Source organism: Actomonas aquatica, from assembly GCF_019679435.2.
GTDB lineage: Bacteria > Verrucomicrobiota > Verrucomicrobiia > Opitutales > Opitutaceae > Actomonas > Actomonas aquatica.
Window position 1 is genome coordinate 5,087,469 of the sequence record NZ_CP139781.1, and the last position, 21,185, is coordinate 5,108,653.

At 65.2% G+C, this 21,185-nt stretch carries 16 protein-coding genes; 12 read left to right on the forward strand and 4 right to left on the reverse strand.

The features are described 5' to 3' along the window. Positions 1-5: 5 nt before the first annotated feature. Positions 6-446 (forward strand): type II secretion system major pseudopilin GspG, encoded by a 441-nt coding sequence (gene gspG / locus K1X11_RS19445; protein ID WP_221029591.1) that lies wholly within the window; start codon positions 6-8, stop codon positions 444-446. Positions 447-791: 345 nt separating this feature from the next. On the opposite strand, the gene K1X11_RS19450 is transcribed toward gspG, so the two are convergent. Then, positions 792-4,547 carry an alginate lyase family protein gene (locus tag K1X11_RS19450; RefSeq protein WP_221029590.1) on the reverse strand — a complete coding sequence of 1,252 codons (3,756 nt, stop codon included), beginning with the start codon at positions 4,545-4,547 and terminating at the stop codon, positions 792-794. A gap of 168 nt (positions 4,548-4,715) precedes the next feature. Here K1X11_RS19450 and K1X11_RS19455 point away from each other — a divergent pair, with 168 nt between their 5' ends. The 9 genes from K1X11_RS19455 to K1X11_RS19495 all read left to right on the forward strand — a co-directional run bounded on the left by K1X11_RS19455 (position 4,716) and on the right by K1X11_RS19495 (position 13,508). Next, positions 4,716-5,756 (forward strand): glycoside hydrolase family 88/105 protein, encoded by a 1,041-nt coding sequence (locus tag K1X11_RS19455; protein WP_221029589.1) that lies wholly within the window; start codon positions 4,716-4,718, stop codon positions 5,754-5,756. 484 nt (positions 5,757-6,240) lie between these two features. After that, on the forward strand, positions 6,241-6,771 hold the full coding sequence (locus K1X11_RS19460) for a type II secretion system protein (protein ID WP_221029588.1): 531 nt from the start codon (positions 6,241-6,243) through the stop codon (positions 6,769-6,771). Between the two features lie 8 nt (positions 6,772-6,779). Further along, on the forward strand, positions 6,780-7,247 hold the full coding sequence (locus K1X11_RS19465; RefSeq protein ID WP_221029587.1) for a PilW family protein: 468 nt from the start codon (positions 6,780-6,782) through the stop codon (positions 7,245-7,247). Further along, complete coding sequence (locus K1X11_RS19470; protein WP_221029586.1) at positions 7,244-7,888, forward strand: PilW family protein; 645 nt, start codon at positions 7,244-7,246, stop codon at positions 7,886-7,888. The genes K1X11_RS19465 and K1X11_RS19470 overlap by 4 nt, the downstream gene beginning before the upstream one ends. A 3-nt stretch (positions 7,889-7,891) precedes the next feature. Next, positions 7,892-9,124 (forward strand): type II secretion system minor pseudopilin, encoded by a 1,233-nt coding sequence (locus K1X11_RS19475; protein WP_221029585.1) that lies wholly within the window; start codon positions 7,892-7,894, stop codon positions 9,122-9,124. A 4-nt stretch (positions 9,125-9,128) separates the two neighbouring features. Next, positions 9,129-10,325 carry a hypothetical protein gene (locus K1X11_RS19480; RefSeq protein WP_221029584.1) on the forward strand — a complete coding sequence of 399 codons (1,197 nt, stop codon included), beginning with the start codon at positions 9,129-9,131 and terminating at the stop codon, positions 10,323-10,325. Then, on the forward strand, positions 10,322-10,852 hold the full coding sequence (locus tag K1X11_RS19485; RefSeq protein ID WP_221029583.1) for a hypothetical protein: 531 nt from the start codon (positions 10,322-10,324) through the stop codon (positions 10,850-10,852). The genes K1X11_RS19480 and K1X11_RS19485 overlap by 4 nt, the downstream gene beginning before the upstream one ends. A 33-nt stretch (positions 10,853-10,885) precedes the next feature. Further along, entirely contained in the window at positions 10,886-11,332 is a 447-nt protein-coding gene (locus tag K1X11_RS19490) for a MarR family winged helix-turn-helix transcriptional regulator (RefSeq protein ID WP_221029582.1), read from the forward strand. 112 nt (positions 11,333-11,444) lie between these two features. Next, a complete protein-coding gene (locus K1X11_RS19495) occupies positions 11,445-13,508 on the forward strand; it encodes a peptidylprolyl isomerase (protein WP_221029581.1) in 2,064 nt (687 codons plus the stop codon). Positions 13,509-13,832: 324 nt separating this feature from the next. Here the strand turns inward: K1X11_RS19495 and K1X11_RS19500 are convergent, their stop codons facing one another. The 3 genes from K1X11_RS19500 to K1X11_RS19510 form a co-directional block, all read right to left on the reverse strand. Continuing rightward, positions 13,833-15,110, reverse strand: a complete 1,278-nt coding sequence (locus K1X11_RS19500) for a type II secretion system F family protein (RefSeq protein WP_221029580.1) — start codon at positions 15,108-15,110, stop codon at positions 13,833-13,835. A gap of 151 nt (positions 15,111-15,261) precedes the next feature. Continuing rightward, positions 15,262-16,983 carry a GspE/PulE family protein gene (locus tag K1X11_RS19505; protein ID WP_221029579.1) on the reverse strand — a complete coding sequence of 574 codons (1,722 nt, stop codon included), beginning with the start codon at positions 16,981-16,983 and terminating at the stop codon, positions 15,262-15,264. A 12-nt stretch (positions 16,984-16,995) separates the two neighbouring features. Next, positions 16,996-19,041 (reverse strand): secretin N-terminal domain-containing protein, encoded by a 2,046-nt coding sequence (locus K1X11_RS19510; protein WP_221029578.1) that lies wholly within the window; start codon positions 19,039-19,041, stop codon positions 16,996-16,998. 182 nt (positions 19,042-19,223) lie between these two features. Between K1X11_RS19510 and aroC the strand changes: the two genes are divergently transcribed. Together aroC and K1X11_RS19520 are read left to right on the forward strand one after the other, a co-directional pair. Continuing rightward, a complete protein-coding gene (gene aroC / locus K1X11_RS19515; RefSeq protein WP_221029577.1) occupies positions 19,224-20,312 on the forward strand; it encodes a chorismate synthase in 1,089 nt (362 codons plus the stop codon). A 5-nt stretch (positions 20,313-20,317) separates the two neighbouring features. Then, positions 20,318-21,109: a hypothetical protein gene (locus tag K1X11_RS19520; RefSeq protein WP_221029576.1), complete on the forward strand. Its 792-nt coding sequence runs from the start codon at positions 20,318-20,320 to the stop codon at positions 21,107-21,109. The last annotated feature ends 76 nt before the right edge of the window (positions 21,110-21,185 follow it).

Consider the following 21,185-nt stretch of genomic DNA (forward strand, 5'->3'; position numbering starts at 1 on the left):
TTTCCATGACTTTCTCCGATCGTTCCTCCCGTCTCCGTTCCGCTGCCACCAAGGGTTTCACGCTGCTCGAAATCATGGTGGTGCTCGCCATCCTCGGTCTGCTCGTCGCCGTGCTGGTGCGTAATGTGGGCGGCGACCTGTCGCGTGGTCAGGAGTCGGCGGCGAAGCTGTTTGTGACCGCGACGATGGAGAGCCCGTTGACGGCTTATCGTATTGATACCGGCAACTACCCGACGACGGCGCAGGGTTTGGAGGCTCTGATCACCAACCCGGGCAACGTGAAGGGCTGGCGCGGGCCGTATCTCGACAAGCTGGCGCTCGATCCGTGGCAGCAGCCCTATGAGTATCGTTTCCCGGGCCAGAAGAATAAGGGCAAATACGACCTGTTCTCCAAGGGGCCCGATATGACGGCGGGCAACGACGACGATATCGGTAATTGGGAGTGAGTTGAGGTAGGCCGAGCGCTGGCTGGCGGAGGGGCAGGTTGAGACGGCAGCTGAAGCAGCCGCTACGATCTGAGAGGCAGCATGGAACGGCCGAGACGGCCGTTGCTACACCAGGACGGTGTGGTGGCCGGTGCGTGTGCCGGCCGTGGGACAGGCGTCGGCGGTCTCAGGGAAAGCCTTCTTTCTCTTTCGTCTTTATCTTTATCTTTATCTGACGACGCGGAGCGTCGCGATGGGCGGTGGGGAGATGGCGGCTCGGCTCGGCGCGGCGGGGAGAAAGAGAAAGATAAAGAATAAAGAGAAAGAGGTGGGGCCGACGGGGATGCACGAAAGTGCGCGATTCGGTTAGCGGTTGAGCCAGAGGAGGGGCTGGGTGACGGCCATGTTGCGGCGGACTTCGAGGTTCGTCGGGTCGGGGTCGAGCTGTCGCCAGAGTTTTAAGTAGTCGGGGCGGCCGAGGCTGGCGCCGCCGAGCAGGAGGGCCGGTTGCCGGACGGGCCATGTGGTGAAATGGGCGACGTCGGCCGGATAGGGCCAGGCTTCGCGATCGGCGAGGTAGGGGGCCATGAAGGCCACGGCGGCGGCGACGCTGCGTCCGTCAGGCAACGACCACTCCCAGAGGTTTTGTTCGGGCGTGCTGAGCAGCTCGGTGAGCAGGGCGACGTTGTCCAATTGGAAGATGGCGTAGCCGTAGGGTTTGGTGCGGACGAGTTCGCGCGGGAAGGAACCATCGGGCGCGAGTTGGCCGGGGAGGAGCACGGTGGTGAACTCGGTGCGGGCGCGGTCGAGCGCGGTGGTTTCGCCGGTGAGCGTGGCGAAGGCGGCGACCTGCAGCCAGTAGGCGACGCTGTGGTTGTTGAGGGTGGTGGCTTCGTCGCGACCGTTTTTCGAGGTGAGCATCCAGGCGAGGTAGTCGGCGAACCACTGGCGCGTCGCGTCGAGGGCGGGACTCGCGGGCAGGACGCGGGCGGCGAGAGCGACTTCGGCGAGGTGCAGTGTATCGATAATGCCAATACCGCGGCCGGGCGTGACGCCGGGGATGGCCTGGGCGAAGCGCAGGTGCGGATTCATGCGCGTGGCCGGATCGACGAAAAAGGCGTGCAGCTGCGCGGTGGCGGCGGCGGCGTAGCGGTCGTCGCCAGTGAGGTCGTAGGCGGCGGCGAGGGAGGCCACGTGGTTGCGCAGTTCGCGCATCATCAGGCGGTGGGCGAAGAAGGCGTCGGGGTTGCTCTCGCCATCGCGGCGCACGTAGGGCAGGCCGTCGGCCGTGTGGGGGTTGGGCCACCAGTAGTCGCCCATGGAGAGGAAGTCGCCGGGCTGGGCACCGGCGGTGATGGCGTGGTCGGGCAGGGCGACGCTGCGGAAGTTGATCGGCGCGGCGGCGAGGGCGGCGTCGGCGAGACGCAGGATGCGCTCGCGGTCGATCGTGGCGACGAGCTCGCGGGTCGCGGCGGGGGAGAGGGGGCGGCTTACGACGTGATCGGGGCCGGTGAGATGTATCAGCGAACTGGGGACGCCGGGGATTTCGGCGGCGGCGCTGACCACGGCGCGGCCGGCGGGCGGGAGCTCGATTTCGATCTCGGCGCGGCCGTTGGCGAACTGCACGCGGCGGGAGGCGCGGGCGAGGCCGAGGTCGGCGATGAGGCGGCCGTCACCGGCGTGGTTCCAGCGCACGAAGTCGCGGTTATCGAGGCAGACGACGCCGTTGGCATCGAGCAACTCAACCTGAATGCGGGCGCGGCCGGGGGCGGTGGCGGGCAGTTCCTGCAGGCGCAGGTGATGAGGGGCGCCCCACGCGCGGGTCTCGTTGCGGAAGGTGAGCTCGTCGGTGTGGGTGGTGCCATCGGCGGCGGTGCCGACGGCGCGCACGTGGTTCATGCCGGGCAGGAATTTGGCCGACCAGCGCAGGCCGGCGGCGGGGAAGTCCTGGGCGTCACGGGTGCGTTTGCCGAGGGAGGTGCCGTTGAGCCAGAGTTCCACCTCGGTGCAGTTGGAGTAGACCTTGAGCCAGCGGGTGGCGTCGGGTTTGCCCCAGCGGACCGGCCAGGAGTGCCCGTAGATGCGGAGCATGGGTTCGGTGGACCAATAGGACTGGTAGACGTAGAAAATCTCCTTGGGGGTGAGGTCGCGTTCGACGGCGCCCTTTTGGTTGACGAAGGGCACGGGGTTGTCGGGGCGCAGCGGAGTGGAGAAGTCCTTGAAGGGCCACATGGCGGTGCCGGTGAGCCAGGGCATGTTTTCCTGCTCCTTGAGGTGCCAGTCGACGAGGTCGGCAATGTAGGTCTCGGACCAGTCGCCGTCCTTGGAGGCGCGGGCGGCGCCGCCGATGCTCATGAAGTCGAGTCCACGCTCGTCGGCCGCGCCGGCGGTCTCGAGGTCGCGCAGCGGGATGTAGGGATCTTCGGCGTGGCGGCCGGCGTGGGAGTCGCCGCCCCACTCGACGTGGAGGAAGTGGGGCACGCGTTCCATCTCCTTGCGTGAGACCTCCTGGTATTCGACGAACTTGCCGCGATACCAACCGGCCCAGATGGAGGGGGAATAGACGTCGACGATGTCTTTGCAAAAATCGCAGCGACGGATGGCGGTGACGCGCGACGGGTCGAGCTCGTGGGAAAGGTTGTGCAGCTCGCGCATGTAGGTGCGGATCTTCTCCTCGTCGAACTCGGCGAAGTCGCCGGGCCAGTCGTTCTCGTTGCCCATGCCCCAGAGGACGACGCTCGGGTGGTTGAAGTGTTGGTCGATCATGGCGCGCAGCATGGCTTTGCCCTGCGCCTGGTAGGCCTCAGCGCCGAGACCACCGCGGCACCACGGAATCTCTTCCCAGACCACGAGGCCGAGCTCGTCGCAGAGCTCGAGGATGCGGCGCGACTGTTGGTAGTGGCCGAGGCGGATGAAGTTCACGCCCATCTCCTTCATGAGGCGCATCTCGCGCTCCTGCAGGTCGGGGGTCATGGCGGCGGCGAGTCCGGCGTGGTCCTCGTGGCGGTGGGTGCCGCGCAGGAGGAGGCGTTCGCCGTTGAGTTTGAAGGGACCTTTTTCAACGAACTCGAAGGTGCGCAGACCGAAGCGCGTCCAGACGTGGCTGGTGGAGCCGTCGGGCGCGGTGGCGGTGACGTCCACGCCGTAGAGGTGAGGGGAGTCGGGCGACCAGCGGTGGGCGTCGGGCAGGACGATGGTGGGCAGGGATTGGAGATCGGTCGAGGGCGCGAGGGACTGCTGAAGTTCGGCCGCGGTGGAGCCGTCGGGGGCGACGATGCGGACGGCGAGGTGGTGGGACGCGTTGGCCGGATCGGCGGCGATAAAACGCAGGCGCAGATCGAGCGACCATTGGCCGGAAGTGGCATCAAAGGTCGGCGCGGCGTGGACGCGGGCGAGGCCGGCGGCGGGCAGGTAAACGAGGTGCACCGGACGGTAGATGCCGCCGTAGAGGTTGAAGTCGCTCAGGTCGGAGGGCATGGCCTCGAGCACGCGGGAATTGTCGGCGCGCACGGCGAGCGGGATGCGGCCGGCGGGGATGCGGTAGTCGGCGGCGGGCAGGTCGGGCAGGGCGCTGGCGCGGTAGGCGGCGACGGCGGCGGTGATGTCGACGATGAACTCGTCGTAGCCGCCCTCGTGGGTGTCGACGAGTTGGTCGCCGATCCAGATCTGGGCGCGTTGGCCGACGCCCTCGAAGTGGAGCAAAGTGCGGCCGCCCGGGTGGGGGTTGGCGATGTCGAGGGTGGTGCGATACCAGGCCGGGCCCTGGTAGTAGGGCACGTCGGGGTCGACGGCGTCGGTGGCGTTGTAGCTGTGGGGCAGGGTGACCTGCGACCAGACGGGGAGTTGGAGGGCACGGCTGTCGCTGCGCAGGGTTTCCCAGATGCCGCCGAGGTCACCGCGCACGAAGTCCCAGCCGGAGGTGAGGGTGGTTTGGTCGGCGAAGTCGCGGGGCGGCGTGGTTGCGGGGATCGCGATGGAGGCCGCGGAGGACGGTGTCGCGGCGGCGAGCGAGGGGGCGGATGCGGCGCTCAGCCCGAGGAGGGCGAGGGCGAGGAGGAGGGAGAGGCGGGGGGCGAAAGACCGTGGGAACCGGGCACGCGGCAGCACAGAGGGGGAGGGCATGGGGTCGGGGTTCATAATTATTCCGGGGCAAAACCTTGCGTTCGTCATAGCGGAGTCAGTAGAAAAATTCGAAATTGAAAGCCGGTTTCATATATGAATATTAATGCCCCTGCCCCCACTCGTGTTTCTTCGGTTTCTTTTGGTCGTCTGCGTGCGCGACTGTGTCTGATGGCGCTGGGTCTGTGGCTCGGCGCGGCGAGTGTGAATGGGGCAGCGGAGACGACGGACGCGGTGATGCGTCGGGTTTTCGACTGGCAGGTGGCGAATCTCTGGAGCACGCAGCAGCCGGTGGAGCATCGGTGGGGTCCGCGGGGATGGGTGCACGGGGCGTTTATGACCGGCGTGATGGAAGCTTACCGCAGCACGGGCGATGCGGCGTATTTGGACTACGCGGTGGCGCGGTCGGAGGGGAACGGCTGGGAATTGGGACCGCGACTGGAGCATGCCGACGATTATGTGATCGGGCAGACTTACCTGGAGTTGCATGCGATGGGCGTGGCGTCGGCGGAGTTGGGACCGTTGCAAGCGCGGGTGGATGAACTGTTGGCGGATGAGCACGTGGGGCGGGAGCTGTGGTGGTGGTGTGACGCACTTTACATGGCGCCGCAGACGCTGGCGAAGTTGGCGGCGGAGACCGGGGAGGGGCGTTATCTGGAAACGATGGACGCGTGGTATTGGGACACGCATGCCCTGCTTTATGACGAAGCGGAGGGGCTGTTTTTCCGCGATAAGCGCTTCCTCGATCCGGAGGATGGGAAGAAGGTCTTCTGGAGTCGGGGCAACGGCTGGGTGATCGCGGGCTTGGCGCGTTTGCTGGATGTATTGCCGGCGGAGCATCCGACGCGGGCGCGATATCTGGCGTTGTATCGCGAAATGGCGGCGGCGTTGGTGAAGGTCCAGCCGGCTGACGGACTGTGGCGGGCGAATCTGCTGCACCCGGAGGCCCCGCATGGGGAGGCGAGCGGCAGTGCGTTTTTCTGCTACGCGCTGGCGTGGGGCATCAATCAAGGGGTGCTCGACGCGGCGGAATATCGTCCGGCGGTGGAGCGCACGTGGGCGGCGTTGCTCGAGTGCGTCACGCCGGAGGGCAAGCTGGGCTGGGTGCAGCCGATCGGTTTTGCGCCGGACGAGTATGATGGGACGACCTGGCAGGAGTATGGCGCCGGGGCGTTCTTGGCGGCCGGGTCACAGGTGCGGTTGTTGGAGTGATTGAGGCCGCGCGCGTGGCGGTGAGGGGCGTGCCTGAGAGGTAGGGGGCTGTGAGGCAGGGCGTTTTTTAACGCAAAGAGCGCGAAGGACGCAAAGGAAGGCGGTGGGGAGATGGGGCTGGCGAGCCAGCCCGTTAAAAGGGGAGCCGCTAGGGTCAGGCTTCTTTCTCTTTCGTCTTTCTCTTTATCTTTATCTTTATCTGACGACGCGGAGCGTCGCCAGGCGCGGTGGTGGGGAGGTGGCGGCGCGGCGGGGAGAAAGAGAAAGATAAAGAATAAAGAGAAAGATAGGAGGGGCGGGGGGGGGGCTGGAGGCGGGGTGAAACCTTTGGGCGGTGGGGGGCGTCGTAGAGGGGGTGCGCTGGTTGAGGCCTTTCTCGACATCGGCCGGGGCGCGAAACTTACTGCTCGCTCCATGTCTCTTCCTGCCCGCCCCCACTGGACGAATCGCTCGGCTTTCACGCCGCGGGGCTGACGCTGCCATCATGCTTTCCGCGTTCCCGGCCAGTTCCCGTCCGTCCCGTGTCCGTCGTGGCTTCACGCTGCTGGAGATCATGGTCGTGATCGCGTTGATCGGTTTTCTGGCGGCGGTGCTGGCGGTGGGCGCGTCGACGATGTTGCGCGAACGCAAGGTGCTGCCGGAGGACGTGGCGTGGGAGGCAATTCGCAAGGCGCGGGAGTTTGCCCTGCTGCACGAGACCGAGGTCTGGCTGAGCTGGGACAATGAGGAACGGGTCTTCCGGGCGAGCACGGCGGCGGGTTCGGAGACCTTTCCGGTGCCGGAGGAGATGGACTTTGATCTCGAATTTTTGGGCACCAGCAAAGGCGGGCGCACCATCATGATCGGGGGGCGTTTGCTGGAGGCAGGGCCGATCGACGGCGTGCGGTTTTTTGGCGACGGCACCTGCACGCCGTTTCGCGTGCAACTCGTCGAACGCGGCGTGGATCCGACGATTCTGGAGGTCGATCCGTGGACCTGCGCACCGGTGCTGCGCAACAAGGAGGACGGTTTCTGATGTCGGCCGTGCGACGCAGAAACGACGCGGGGTTCACCCTGCTGGAAGTGATGGCGGCGATGGTCATCGTGTTGATGGCGGCGATCGTGTTGGCCGGCGCATACATGAACGTCTTGCAAGGTTACGCGCACGCGGAACGGGCGACGCGGGTGAATGCCGATGTGGCGTTTGCGCGGGAGATTCTGTTCCACATCGCCGACTTGGAGCAGGTGGAGGAGGGCGGCGATTTTCAGACGGCTGATGGGCGCAACGTGGAGTGGCGGGCGGTGGTATTACCGACCAACGTGGCCGACCTGTTTGACGTGCGTTTCGAAGTGCGGGTGCAGGGGGACGCGCAGCACGACGATGAGGAAGTGGTGGAGGAATTTCGCTTGCTGCGGCCCACGTGGTCGGAGGACGACGAGCGCGACAAGTTGCGTGAAGAGTCGCGGCAACGCATCGAGGAGTTTCTGCGGGATCGGGAGGCGCGACGATGAGACGGCGCGGTGGTTTTACATTGCTGGAGCTGATGGTCGCGCTGGCGCTGGTGGCGCTCGTGATCGTGGGGCTCAACACCTTCATTTTTTCGATGAGTGAGCTGTGGGGGCGCGGGCGGGATCAGCGGCTCTTCGATCAGCACGTGCGGGCGGTGACGCGGTTTTTGGAGCAGGAGTTGCGGGGAGCTTCGCTGCCGCCGGCGGTGGGGATCGGGCAATACGCGGTCGAAGCGGCCGAGGTGGAGGTTGAGTTTGGTCGGCGGGCGGAGCTGATCACCTTTGGGCTGCGCGAAGGCAGTCGGATTCTGGAGTGGCCGGAGCGGCCGTTGCCAGACGTGTGGTGCGCGTTGGAAGTGCGCCGCGACGAGGGGTTGGTGCTGTATTGGCAGTCGGCGTTGGAGGAGGACTTCGACAATGAAGCGCCGCGCGAGATGGTGCTCACGCCGCTGGTGACGAAGCTCAGTTACGATTATTACGACGCGGAGTTTAATCGGTGGGAGACCGAGGAGCTGCTGCAACGCGGCGACGACCGCGAGTTGCTCACGCCGACGCGCTTGCGGCTCACCTTCACCTACAAAGACCGCGAGGTCGAAACCCTCGTGCGCCTGCCTGCGCTGGGCAAAGGCCTGCCGGCATTCTGAGGTATGGACACGCCACGCCTCAGTTCAGACTCGGCAAGGTCGCGACCGCGAACGCGCGGATCGGTGCTCGTGATCGTGCTGGTGACGATCGTCTTCGCGACGACGGCGCTGCTGCTGTTCATGGAGAAAGCCAGCACCGATTTGATGGTGCCGGTGCGCGATGCGGATCGGCTGCGGTTGCGGCAGGAAGCCTACTCGGCGATGGAGACCACGCTGGCGGTGTTGGTGGATTTTAAGGAAGCGCTGGGCGGATTGCACAGTCCGGCGGAAGGTTGGGCGGAGCCGCTGGAATGGATTGGCTACGAGCCACCGGAAGGCATGGAGGTGGAGGTCATCTTCGAGGATGAGAGCGGCAAAATTTCCATCTCGCGGCTGGATTTCCAAACGCTCTACGACCTCTTCATCAACTGGGGGCGCACGGAGGACGAAGCCGAGTTGTGGGCGGATGCGCTGATGGGGTGGATGCACGAGGATTACGAACCGCGCTCCTTCAACGCGCCTGAGGCCGACGACTATGAGCGCGGCGAGATGCCCATCGTGCCACCGGGTCGGCCGATCCGCAGCTTTGGCGAGTTGCGTGCGATCGATGTGATCCGCGAGGAGTGGTTCGACGAGAACGGGTATCCGAACGAGCACGGGCGGCGGTTTGCGGCGGCGGTGTCGTTGTTTGATTTTGCCCGCACCAATGTGAACTCGGCGCCGGGTCAGGTGCTCGGCGCGATCGGGCGCTACGACCTGCAGCAACAGGAAATGATGGAGGACTATCGGCGCGGCGCGGGCGTTTATCGGGGCAACGGCAACGGCTACTTCACCTCGACCGACGAGTTGGAAGGCGTGTTTGGCAGCTCGGCCGGGGGGCAGGATTTTGGTGTGGAGATTCAGGCCTTGCGCGTGATGGTCACGGTCAAACAGGGCGTGAGTTCTTATCGACTCACGACGGTGATTTCGCCCAGCGGCGGGGCGCGGATCTTGGCAGGAGATCCCTTGCCGCGCAAAGAATCGGACCTGCAGCAGGGCGGGCCTGGCGAGGCCGAGGCGGCGGAGGATGCCACCGATACGGCGGGCGAAGGCGGTGGCAGCTCCAGCGGTCAACGCCACTCGGCGGCGGAACTGGCGGCGGCCGAAGGCGACGAATCGGAGATCCCTGATATCGAGTATCCCTTTACACTGTTGGAGATTCGCGAGATTGATGCCCCGCCGTCCTTGGCGGAAGCTGGCCGCTCGCCGGAGATATAGACCTATGCCCTCTCTTTCCTCACGCTTTTCGGTTCTGAAGACGCGACCACGCTCGGTCGTGTTGTTGCCGGACCATCGCTTCTTCGTGCGTTCGGTGCCGGTCTCGCGCGACGTCGAAGCGGGCACCGAGCGCGAACAGATCGAGCTCGCCCTCGAAGCCATGGCGCCGTTCCCGCTCAGCCAGCTCTACTGGGGCTACTGGACCAAGGCCGGCTGCGAGCGCGCGCTGGTATTTGCCGCCTACAAAAAACGTTTCACCGCCGACGCGACCGAGGACTGGGCGGAGGCCGAATGGGTGGCGCCGCGTTTCGGCGCGCTGCTGGCGAGCGAAGCGCCGGCTCCGGCCACGACGTGGATTTTGCGCAGCGACGAAGGGCTGACCGCGCTGCACTTTGGCGATGAGAGTGGCGTGCCGACCCGCGTGACGTCGGTGGAGCTGAGCGACGAAGCGACCGAGACCCAAATTTCCGCAGCCCGCGAACACCTCATCAAAACCTGCGGCGGTAGCCGCAGTGTGGAGGACATCGACGAACTCGAAGTGGATCCCGGTCAACCAGGCGACGACGCGCTCGACATCCGCCACGGCGCGGCGAAGGCCGAGTTGAGTCTAGACCGCGCGCAACGTCTCGACGTGCGCGACCAGGACGAGCTCTCGGCGCGGCGACGGGCGCGGGTGCGCGACACCTGGGCGTGGCGCACGGTGGTGGCGGCGCTGGTCGTGCTGCTGTTGTCGGCGCTGGGCGAAGCGACTTTATTTGGATTGGAACTGTGGCAAAAAGGCCGCCGTGCGCGCGTCGCCGCGCAGACGCCGATTGTGAACGAAATCGAGACGGCGGAGCGGCTCGCATCGCGCATCGAAGAACTGCGCACGCAGCGCCTGCGGCCTTTCGAAATGATCGCGCTCGTGGATCAGCCGCGGCCGGAATCGATCGTGTTTTTGGAGACGCGGGCGATCGGGCTCTACACGATGGAAATCGAGGCCGAGACCGACAATCAGGCCGACGTGAATGTTTACATCAACGCCCTGCAGCAGCTGGCCGGCACGGAGTCGGTCGAGTCGCTCGGGCTCAATGCGCGCGGCGCGCGGGCGACGCTCACGCTGCGGGTGAATTTCTCGCCGGACGCCTTCGATACGGCGGCGCCGCCGCCGCCCGAGGAAGCGATGCCGCCGCCGGCGAGTGAAGAGGAGGTGTCGGTATGAGAGCTTGGTTCATGGGCAAACACGCCCGGGAAAAGTTTTTGTTGCTCGGCCTGTTGGTCGCCGCGGCGGTGCTGTGGGCGAATGATCTGACGCAGCGGCTCGGCACGACGGCGCGCGAAGTGACGGTGCTCTCGAGCAACCTCCAGACGCAGCAGCAGTGGTTGGACAACCGCGAGCGCATCGAAGCCGAAGCGCGGGCCGCGGTGGAGGATCTCGACAGCTCGCGCACCTTCAACAGCGTGGCGCTCTCGGCAGAGTTGAGCACGATCGCGGAGCAGACCGGCATCGCGGAGACGTTGCGTTCCAGTGCGGCCGGCACGCAGCAAACGGCGCAGTTCTCGGTGCACCAAGTGGAGCTCACGCTCACGCGGGTGCCGTGGGAAAATCTTCTGCAGTTTTACGAAGCGCTGTCGCAGCGCGCGCCCTACATCAGCATCGAGCAGTTCCGTTTGTTTTCGGTGCGCAGTGATACCTCGTTGCTGAATGCGCAGTTGCTCGTATCGTCGGTCGAAATCACGACCCCTTAGATGGCAGGACGATCATCCAACATACCGGCCAGCGTGGAACCCACTGCCGCCCAATGTCAGGCGGCGGCGGAAGCGTGTGCCTGCTTCAACATTCGCCGCACGGCGCGGTTGGTGACGCATGTGTATGACGAAGCCTTGGCACCGCTGAAGGTGAGCTCGGGGCAGTTTGTGATCCTGCTGGCTGCGCGCATTCTCGACGCGGGCACGATGCAGGAGTTGGCGGAGGCGGTGTCGCTGGACCGCTCGGCGCTGTCGCGGTCGTTACGACCGCTGGTGGCGCGGGGGTTGTTGAGCATCAACGTGGGGCAGGATCGCCGACGGCGCGAAGTGTCGATCACGGCAGACGGCATGCAGCTCTTGGCCGACGGGGCACCGCATTGGCAGCAGGCGCAGGATCGCATGCAAGCGGCGCTGGGCGGCAACGGATTTGAGGGTCTGTTGCGGATGAGCAAAGACAGCTTCGCGGCGTTGTCGGCCTGAGGGTGCGACGTGGGCCCGAGGCGGGGCACTGAGGCAAGCGGTTGGCGATTCGCGGAAAAGAGACCTTGCGGCGGCACCAACACGGCCAACGGTGGTCTGCCTTCCTCCATCCATGAAACGCCCCGAATTTCGCTTCGCCCTCCTCTCAGCAGCCCTCGCGCTGGCCACCGGTTTGACCGCTCAGGATCGTCCGCTGCCGACTGGCGCCGTGCCCGTCGTCTCCTCCGCGATCCCTGATCAATCGGGTCAAGTGGGTGGTGCCACGGTCTCCGTCGACCTGCGGGAGCATCTTGATCTGAACACGGAGCGCACCGGTTTTGTGCGCTTCGATACAACCTTTGGTAAGCTCGACGTGGAGCTGTTGCCGGATCACGCGCCGCTGAACGCGGCCAACTTCCTGACCTACGTGCGGGCAGGGCACTACGATGGCACCATCATTCACCGCACGGCGTTTTTTGATGCGCAGGACAACCTGCCGGAGATCGTGCAGGGCGGCGGTTACACGCCGGAAAACCCGCCGCAGTATAAAACGCCCAACGATCCGGTGGTCTTGGAATACAGTCACCCCAACGAGCGGGGCACCCTGGCCGCAGCGCGCACGCAGGTCGCCGATTCCGCCACCTCGCAGTGGTATTTCAACACGTCGGACAATACCACGGGTCTCGGCCAAACTGACGGCCAAGGCGGCTACAGTGTGTTCGGCAAGACGGTGGGCTCCGGTATGGCGGTTGTGGATACGATGGGCCTGGTGAACACCTTTGCCTACAATACCATTCTGACCGATTTGCCGTTGCGTTTCTTCAGCGGTGGTCCGCTGACGGAGCAGAACTTCGTTAACATTTTTTCGGTTTACGAAGTGCCGCTCTACCCGGCGGCGGCGGGCGATGAGGCCGTGCTCAATTTCAGTGCGACCAGCTCCGATGAAAGCGTCGTGATGGTGACCGTCGATGGCTCAAACCTCATTCTGACACCGGTGAGCGCCGGCAATGCCACCATCACCGTAGCGGCGGAAACCATCAGTGAGGATCGGGTGGAAGACAGCTTTGTCTTCGCGTCGACGGGTCTGGGAATCGCGCAGCAACCGCAGAGCCAGGATGTGAGCGCGGGGGCGAGTGCGACCTTCACGGTCGATGCTCCGGCGGCCAATGGCACCAACACCTACCAGTGGTATGTCTTCCGTTCCGGGATGGCGGAGCCGGCGGTGATCGCGGGTGCAACCGGTGCGTCCTACACGGTGAACAACGTGCAGGCGGCCAACATGGGTGCTTACTTTGTGCGGGTGACCAATGGCGGTGACACGGTGCAGTCCGACGCCGCTCTGCTCACGCTCACGGGCGGCACCAGCCGCCTCTCCAATCTCTCGACCCGCGGTCGGATTCCGGCCGGTGGCTCGCTCACGCCGGGCTTCGTGCTGACGGGCGACGGCAACAAGCCGCTCGTGGTGCGAGCGGTGGGACCGACCCTGATCGACTTCGGCCTGACGGCCGGCTTGTTGGACCCGACGATGGACATCATCCCGCAGGGTCTGAGTGAATCCGTCGTAAGCAACGACAACTGGGGCGACGCGGCCAACGCGGCGACCTTGGTGACGACCAGCAACCAGTTGGGCGCGTTCCCGCTGACGGCGGCCTCGCTCGACGCGGCTCTGCTGACCGATGTGGCGTTGCCCAACAGCAACAACAACCGCGGCTACACCGTGCGTATCCAGTCCACGGATGCGGCGGCCTCGGGCATCGCCCTGGCGGAGGTTTACGATCCGGAAGCACTGGGGGCGGCGACGCGCCTGGTGAATGTGTCGGCGCTCGGTTACTCGGGCACCGGTGATGACGCACTGGTCCCGGGTTTCGTGATCGAAGGTTCGGGGGCCAAGACGATGTTGATCCGCGTGGTGGGTCCGTCCCTGGAGCAGTTTAACGTGGGGGGGCGCATGGCTGATCCGCGCCTGACGATCGTGCCGCTGCAGCAAAGCTTCGCGGTGGCGGCGAACGACAACTGGGGTGGCACCGATGCGCTCAAGACGGCGTTTGGCACGACGGGCGCGTTCAGCTTTTCCGGTGACGCGTCGCTCGACGCCGCGGTGCTGGTGCGGTTGCCGCCGGGTGGTTACACCGTCGTTGTGGCGGGCGCGGCGGGTGGCACCGGTCAGGTGCTGGTCGAGGCCTACGACGTGCAGTGAGGCTGACGCGCAGGCGTATTTAAAATGATAGGACGAAGACCGCGGAGGGATCCGCGGTCTTTTTTATTTTTGGTGGAAGGGGAGGGGGAAGGGCGCGCGCGGGAGGGCGGAGGGGCAGGAGGGGCAGGTGGGGGAGAAAGATAAAGATAAAGAATAAAGAGAAAGATGGGGGGGCGGAGGGGCAGCGTTAGCGCGAGCAAGCTCGCGGCCTACGTGGAGGGTTCGGCCGCGCACTGTAGGCTGCGAGCCCTGGTCGCCTCTGGCGCCGCCGTAGGCGGGTAAACTTGCTCGCGCTGCGTCGGCCCGGGCGGGCTGCGCCGGCCTTTACATGCTGAAGCTGCTGCTCAGGGAGAAGATGGCGCTGACCATGGCGTAGGCGATGAAACCTACAAAAACGAAGACGCTGAGCAGCACGCCGCTGGCGAGGACCTTGGTGAAGGTGTTGAGCTGACCGCTGATCTTTTTGCGGTAGGTCACGGCCATCTTTTTGAGCGAGGGCACGACGTTGCCGGTGTTTTCACCGACGGCGAGTTGGTCGAGCACGAGGTCGGGGAAACAGCCGGTGCCGGGCAGGGCCTGCGAGAGCGATTCACCCTCGAGGATACGATCCGTGGCCTCATCAAAGGCGCTGCGGTGGACGCGGTTTTGGATCTGCTTTTCGGTCATGCGCAGGGCTTCGGCGGTGGTGATGCCGTTTTCCAGCAGCACCGAGAGGGTTTGGCTGAAGGCGAGCACGGTCTGGCTCTGGGCGAAGTCGCCGAGGAGCGGCATACGCAACAACCAGCGGTCGCTCACGGCGCGGCCGGCTTCACTCACCCGCCAGCGCCAGAGGGACAGGCCGAAGAAGATCACGGCGCCGATGACAATGAGGCCGTATTTGAGCGCGAACTCGGAGACCGCGACGAGGATGGCGGTCGACCACGGCAGGTCGCCGCCGAGGGCATCAAGCAGGGTCTGCAGGCGGGGCAGCAGGAAGAAGAGGAAGAACAGGATCACGCCGGTGGCGACGACCGTCATGAAGATCGGGTAGGCGAGGGCGTTGCCGAGTTGCCGCTGCATTTCCCGCTGTTCGGAGAGATGCTCGATGATGCGGTTGAGCGTGTCGTTGAGGTTGCCGGTGGCTTCGCCGGCCTGGATGAGGTTGACGGTGGATTCGTCGAAGACCTGCGGGAAGTCGACCAGCGCGCGGGAGAGGTTGGCGCCTTCGGAGAGGCGTTCCCAGACCTCGGTGCTGAGGCCCTTGAGCACGGGATCCTTGAGGCGGGTGGCGAGCAGGCGGATGGCTTCACCGGCGGAGAGACCGCTGGAGGTGAGGTCATACACGGCCTGAAGGAAGGGCAGGCGATGCTTGCGGGTAAACTTGATCTTGCCGGCGTGACGGGAGCTCGACGGCGACGGGGGCGTGTTGGTGGAGGTAGCCGGTTTGCCGGGCTTCGGCTTCTTGGCTTTGCGCGGGGCGGCGCCGGTGCGCTCGTCGAGCTTGATCGGGCGCAGTCCGCGAGCCTGCAGGCGGCGCAGCGCGTCCTTGCGCGACGGCGCTTCCAGCTCGTCGGCGACGGCCTGACCGGAACGGTCGCGGGCGGTGTAGGCGAAACGCGGCATCAGCGGAGAGGCAGGGCTTTTTCTTTAACCACGGATGGACACGGATGGCTTCGCCTACCGGCTACGCATCGGAATTGTTTATCAAAAGCTTGAAGCGGAACGTTAGTGACGCTCATCCGTGTCCATCCGTGGTTTATAAAAGTCCGGTGGTTCACGCTTCGGTGACGGTGACTACGCGGAGGACTTCCTCCATGGTGGTGTGGCCGGCGCGGATCTTTTCCCAGCCGGATTGGCCGAGGGTGCGCATGCCGTTTTTGCGGGCGACCTGGCCGAGGGTGCGGGTGGATTCGCGCTGGAGCACGAGTTCGTGCAACTCCTCGTTGAGGCGGAAGATTTCGAAGATGCCGATACGACCGCGGTAGCCGGTGCCACGGCAACGGTCGCAGCCGCAGGGGACTTTGAGGGTGGCGGTCTGGTTCTCGGGTTTGTCGGGGTCGAGGCCGAGCACGAGCATGTTCTCGCGGAGCTTGACCGGGTTGACCGGCTCGTCCTTGGCGCAGTTGGGGCAGAGGCGGCGCACGAGGCGCTGGGCGATGACCAACTCGATGGAGGACGCGACGAGGAAGGGCTCGATGCCCATGTCGACCAGACGCGTGATGGCGCCGGGAGCGTCGTTGGTGTGGATGGTGGAGAACACCAAGTGACCGGTGAGGGAGGCGCGGATGGCGATGTCGGCCGTCTCGCGGTCACGGATCTCACCGACCATGATGACATCGGGATCCTGACGCAGCACGTGGCGCAGGGCGGAGGCGAAGGTGAGGCCGATCTCGGAACGCACCTGGAGTTGGTTGACGCCCTCGATCTCGTATTCGATCGGGTCCTCGATGGTGATGATGCGCAGGTCGGTGGAGTTGATCTTGCGCAAAAAGGCGTTGAGTGAGGTCGACTTACCCGAGCCGGTGGGACCGGTGACGAGGATGATGCCGTGGGGGAAATCGAGGACCTGGGAAATGATCTCCTGCTCCTGTGGGCTCATGCCGAGCATCTCCATGGAGAAGGCCTGTTTCTTCTGGTTGAGTAGGCGCAGGGAAATGGACTCGGCGTAGATGGTGGGGAAGGTCGACACGCGAATGTCGAGCACGGTGCCGTGGGCGCGGAAGTTGATGCGACCGTCCTGGGGCAGGCGTTTTTCCGAAATGTTGAGGCGGGCCATGATCTTCACGCGGGAGATGATGGCGTCCTGGTAACGCAGGAGGTTTTCGGGCACGGGCACCGGCACGAGCAGACCGTCAACGCGGTAGCGGATGCGGAGCTGGCCCTCCTGGGGCTCAAAGTGAATGTCGGTCGCCTCGTCGGTGACGGCTTGGGAAATGACGTCGGTGACGAAGCGCACGACGGCGGCGTCCTCGTCGACGATCTCGGCATCCTCGGCCGCGGCTTCGGGGGCGAGGTAATCCTCGTCGCCGTCGTCGAGGGAGCCGGCGCCGACGCCGAAGTGTTCGACGATGAGCTGATGGATGCGCTCGGGCACGGCGAGGTGCCAGACGAGGGGACGCGGAGTGAAGGTGCGTATCCAGTCGGCCATGACGTCGTCGGCCGGCCAGGCGGTGGCGAGGTGGAGCGGCGCGGTGGCGAGTTCCTCCTCGGTCAGCGGCTCGGCGTCGGTCGGACGCAGGTCGATCGGGAGGATCTGGTATTCGTGGACGAGGCGGGCGGGGAGCAGGCGGAGCGACGGGCGGTCGGCGCGCAGGTCGGAAGCGACGTCGAGGCCGGCGGCGGCGGCGACGTTGTCGAGGGTGACGGCTTCGGCTTCACCGCGGGCGGCGGCGAGGGCGGCGATGCGGGCGTGGCGCGGGGCTTCGAGCACGGCGAGCTGCTGCTCGTCGTCGAGCGGCTCGATGAGGGCGGCCGGCAGGGCGTCGGTGGTGGTCATCGGAGCCAAGGCTTATTGATCCATCGGTTCGCCCTTGAGGACGCGCTCGGTTTCTTCGCCGATCTCGGTGGCGCGCAGCCGTTTCATGGCGTCGGCGTTGTCGATATCGGAGTGGGTCAGCACGACCGGGCGGAGGAAGAAGATGAGGTCGGTGCGCTGGTCGTCGCGGGAGCGGCTGCCAAAGATGTCGCTGATGATGGGAATGGGGCCGAAGCGGGTGCGGCCGCGGTTCTCCACCTTCTGCTGGAGGCCGCCGAGCACGATGATTTCGCCGCTGTTGACGGTGATGAAGGACTCGGCTTCGCGTTTGCTGATGACGGGCTGTTCGTTGCCGTCGACCTCGACGGTGTCGATCTGGCTGGAGACCTCCTGTTTGATCTCCATCTGCACGGAGCCGTTGGAACCGATGAGGGGTTTGACCTGCAGGGTGATACCCACCTCGCGGCTCGAAATGGTGGTGCGGCCGAAACCGCTGTTGACCGAACCGGAGTTGGTGGTGTCGGACAGGAAGCTGTTGATCGTGGGAATATCGCGGCCGACAAAGACGCGGGATTCCTTGTTGTGGGTCGTGACGATCGACGGGTTGGAGAGGATGTTGGCCTTGGTTTTGCGGCTGTCGTCAGAGGTGATGTTGACGATGGAGGTGAGGTCCCAACCGCTGAAGGTGGCGAAGCCGGAGGCGAGGGCGGTGGCGGCGTCGGTGGCGTCGCCGGCGAGTGCACCCACGCCACCAATACCGATGCGATCTCCGGTGGCGTTGAAGCCGACCAGTTTGCCTTGATCGACGACGAGGTTGAGCGAGCTGATGCCGGTCGAGTCGCGATCGGTGAGGGCGACCTCGGCGATGACGACCTCGATGCGCACCTGGGCGAGCAGCACGTCGATCTTGTTAACGAGCTCTTTGATGAGGCGGATGTCCTCGACGGTGCCGGAGACGACGACGGCGTTGCTGCGTTCGTCGGCGAGCACGGTGACGAGCTCGGAGAATTCGTTGGTGTTGATGCCGGCGGCGTTCGCGGCGGCCTGAGCGGCGTTGTTGTTCGGCTGCGCGGGCTGGACTGTCTGCATGGCGGCGGTGCCGGTGCGGCGGGCGGACTCTGTGCGGGAGGCAGCTTGGTTTTGGCCGGAGACGAGCTGGCTCACGAGGGAGGCGACCTCGGTGGCCTCGGCGTGCTTGAGGGGGATGACCTCGTTGCGGGTGTTGGGGTCGGAGCGGACGTCGAGTTTGGCGATGAGTTTATCGAAGAAGGTGTGCAGGCGCGGGTCACTGATGACGACGATCTGGTTGGTGCGGTCGTCGGCGTTGAAGGTGGTGCCGGTGCCGAGTTGCTGCTGGGCGGGGCCCTGCAGGATGGTGCGCATCTTGTTGGCGAGGTCGGAGGCCTTGGCGTAGACGAGCGGGTAGAACTTGGGTTCGAGGGAGGCGACGTTGGGGCGGTCGAGTTGTTTGACCAGGATTTCGACGCGCTGGAGCGTGCTGATCGTGTCGGTCACGAGCAGGGCGTTGGACTGCTCGAAGGGCATGGCGCCGCCGAATTGGGCATTGAGGAGGTTGGCGATCTTGGCGGCGAACTGCTCCACGCGCACGAATTCGAAGGTGAAGAGTTTGGTGGCGACACGGCCGCTGGGCGGGAGGTTGAGGGTGCTGCCTTCGATGAGTTCGGGGGCCTCGATGCGGGCGGAACCGATGGGCACCACTTTCACGAAACGATCGCCGAGGGGGGCGATGGCGATGCCGTTCATGGCGAGGGTCGTTTCGATGGCGAGCAGGGCCTCGGCCGGGGTCATCGGTTGTTTGATGACGAGGGAGAAGGACTGCTGGGGCAGGTTGGAGGGACGGAGGACCTCGCGGCCGGTGAGTTGCTCGATGAGGCCGTAGGCGCCGTCGACCGGACCCTCGGGGATGTCGATCTCCTCAATGGTGTCCGTCACGATCGGGGTGAGCGACGGGCTGAGGCTGCTGGCGGACGGGGACTCGTTGGTCTGGGCCGGGGCGAGACTCGCGAGCGCGAGCAAGCCGGAGGCGAGGACGCCGAGGCGGAAGAAACGGGAAAGCATGCGGAGGAAAGTGATCAGGTTGGCGAAATGGCCAGGAGGAGGCGGAATGTGAGTCCATCCCCGGGGTCATGTAAACTGAGATATGGCTCGCGGGGACAACACAGAGACGCACGGGAATCGAGAAAGTTGCGGGATTTTGGCACTTGCGGGCTGCGGGGGGCGAACGACAGCTTCGCCGACGTATGGGCAACGTGTTTGGCGAAGTATTTAAAATCTCCACTTGGGGCGAAAGCCACGGTCCGGCCGTAGGTGTGGTCATCGATGGTTGCCCGCCGCGCCTGCCCATCACGGTGGAGGAGATCCAGGCCGAGCTCGATCGGCGCCGTCCGGGCCAGAGCGACATCGTCACGCCGCGCAAGGAGGCCGATCAGGTGGAAATCCTGTCGGGCGTCTTCGAGGGGTTAACCACCGGCACGCCGATTTCGCTGCTGGTGCGCAACGCCGACCATCGCTCCAGCGCGTATGACGAGATGAAGGACAAGTTCCGTCCGTCGCACGCCGACTTCACTTACCAGAGCAAATACGGGATCCGCGATCATCGCGGTGGTGGCCGCAGCTCGGCGCGCGAGACCATCGGGCGGGTGGCGGCGGGGGCGCTGGCCAAGAAGTTGCTCAAGGGCGTCGAGGTGCGCGCCTTCATCACGCGCATTCAGGACATCGCGATGCCGGAGGCGGCCTTGGCGGAGTTTCCCAGCGCGGAGGCCGTGGAGGCGACCCCGGTGCGTTGCCCGCATCCGGAGACGGCGGCGGCGATGATCGAGCGCATCAAAGCGGTGCGCTCCGACGGCGATTCGGTGGGCGGCGTGATTGAATGTCGCGTGCGGGGTCTGCCGGCGGGGCTGGGTGAACCGGTTTTTGATCGGCTCGAAGCCGATCTGGCGAAGGCGATGCTGTCGTTGCCGGCGACGAAAGGTTTTGAGGTCGGCAGCGGTTTTGGCGGCACCTTGCTGAAAGGCAGCGAGCACAACGACCGCTTTGAGAACCGCGACGGTCAGGTGCGCACGGCCAGCAACCGCTCGGGCGGTGTGCAGGGCGGCATCAGCAACGGCGAGGAGCTGGTCTTCCGCGTGGCGTTTAAGCCGACGGCGACGATTTTGCAGAAGCAGGCCACGGTCGATCGTGACGGGCAGCCCACGGAATTGATGGGCAAGGGCCGTCATGATCCCTGCGTGGTGCCGCGGGCGGTGCCGATCGTCGAGGCGATGGCCGCGCTGGTGCTGGTGGATCATTGGATGCGTCAGCAGGCGCAGAACGGGAGTTTTCCGCAGTGAGTGACGTGACTGACAAACCACTGGTGTATCTTGTGCTCGGCGCGCCGGGCAGCGGGCGGCGCGAGATCGTGGCCGACCTGATCGAGAGCGGCGTGAGTGCTGATGACGTGCCGGTGGTCTTCACGGCGGCGGCCGAGGCGGAGCGAGGGATCGAAACTACGATGCCGCGCGGCGAAGTGGCGACGTGGCTCTGGGAGGAACACGAAGATTTTGCACCGACGATGGCGGCGGTCTGGCCGGAGGCAGCGACGGTGGGGTTCTTCATTGTCGATGGCCTGCGCAACCCGGTGGATCAGATCGAAGCCTTCAAACCCTGGCTGGCGGGGCAGGGGCTGGAGTTGGCCCGGGTCGTGTGCGTGTTTCACTGCGCGCTGGTGGCGGAGCACGAGCGCCTGCGGGCGTGGTATGACGCCTGTGTGCATTTTTCGGACATCGTCCTGCTCAACCGTCGCGAAGGTGTGGAGAACAAGTGGATCTCGGAGCTGCGCACGCGCTTCAGCAAATCCTACCTGCCGTGTCTGGTGGAGATGGTGAAGAAAGGCCGTGTGGCGAATCCGGCGCTGGTGCTCGACCTGCAGGTGAGGCGCTACTCGCACTGGTTTGACGCCGATGAAAACCCCTGGTCGGGCCTGGTCGACGACGACACGGAGATCATCATCGAAGATGAGGAGGATCCGAAGGGGCGCGGCAGTGCGGACGAGGAGTTGGATTTTGACGAAGAGGACACCTACCTCGCGCGCCACCCCAGCGGCTTGCGCAAAAAGGACATCCCGGATATTGCCAAGATTCTGAAATGACCCGCCGCGCCGGGCGGGCGAAAATCGCGGCATCACCTCGGGAAATCACCGCGTGAGCAAAAAACGAGGCGAAATG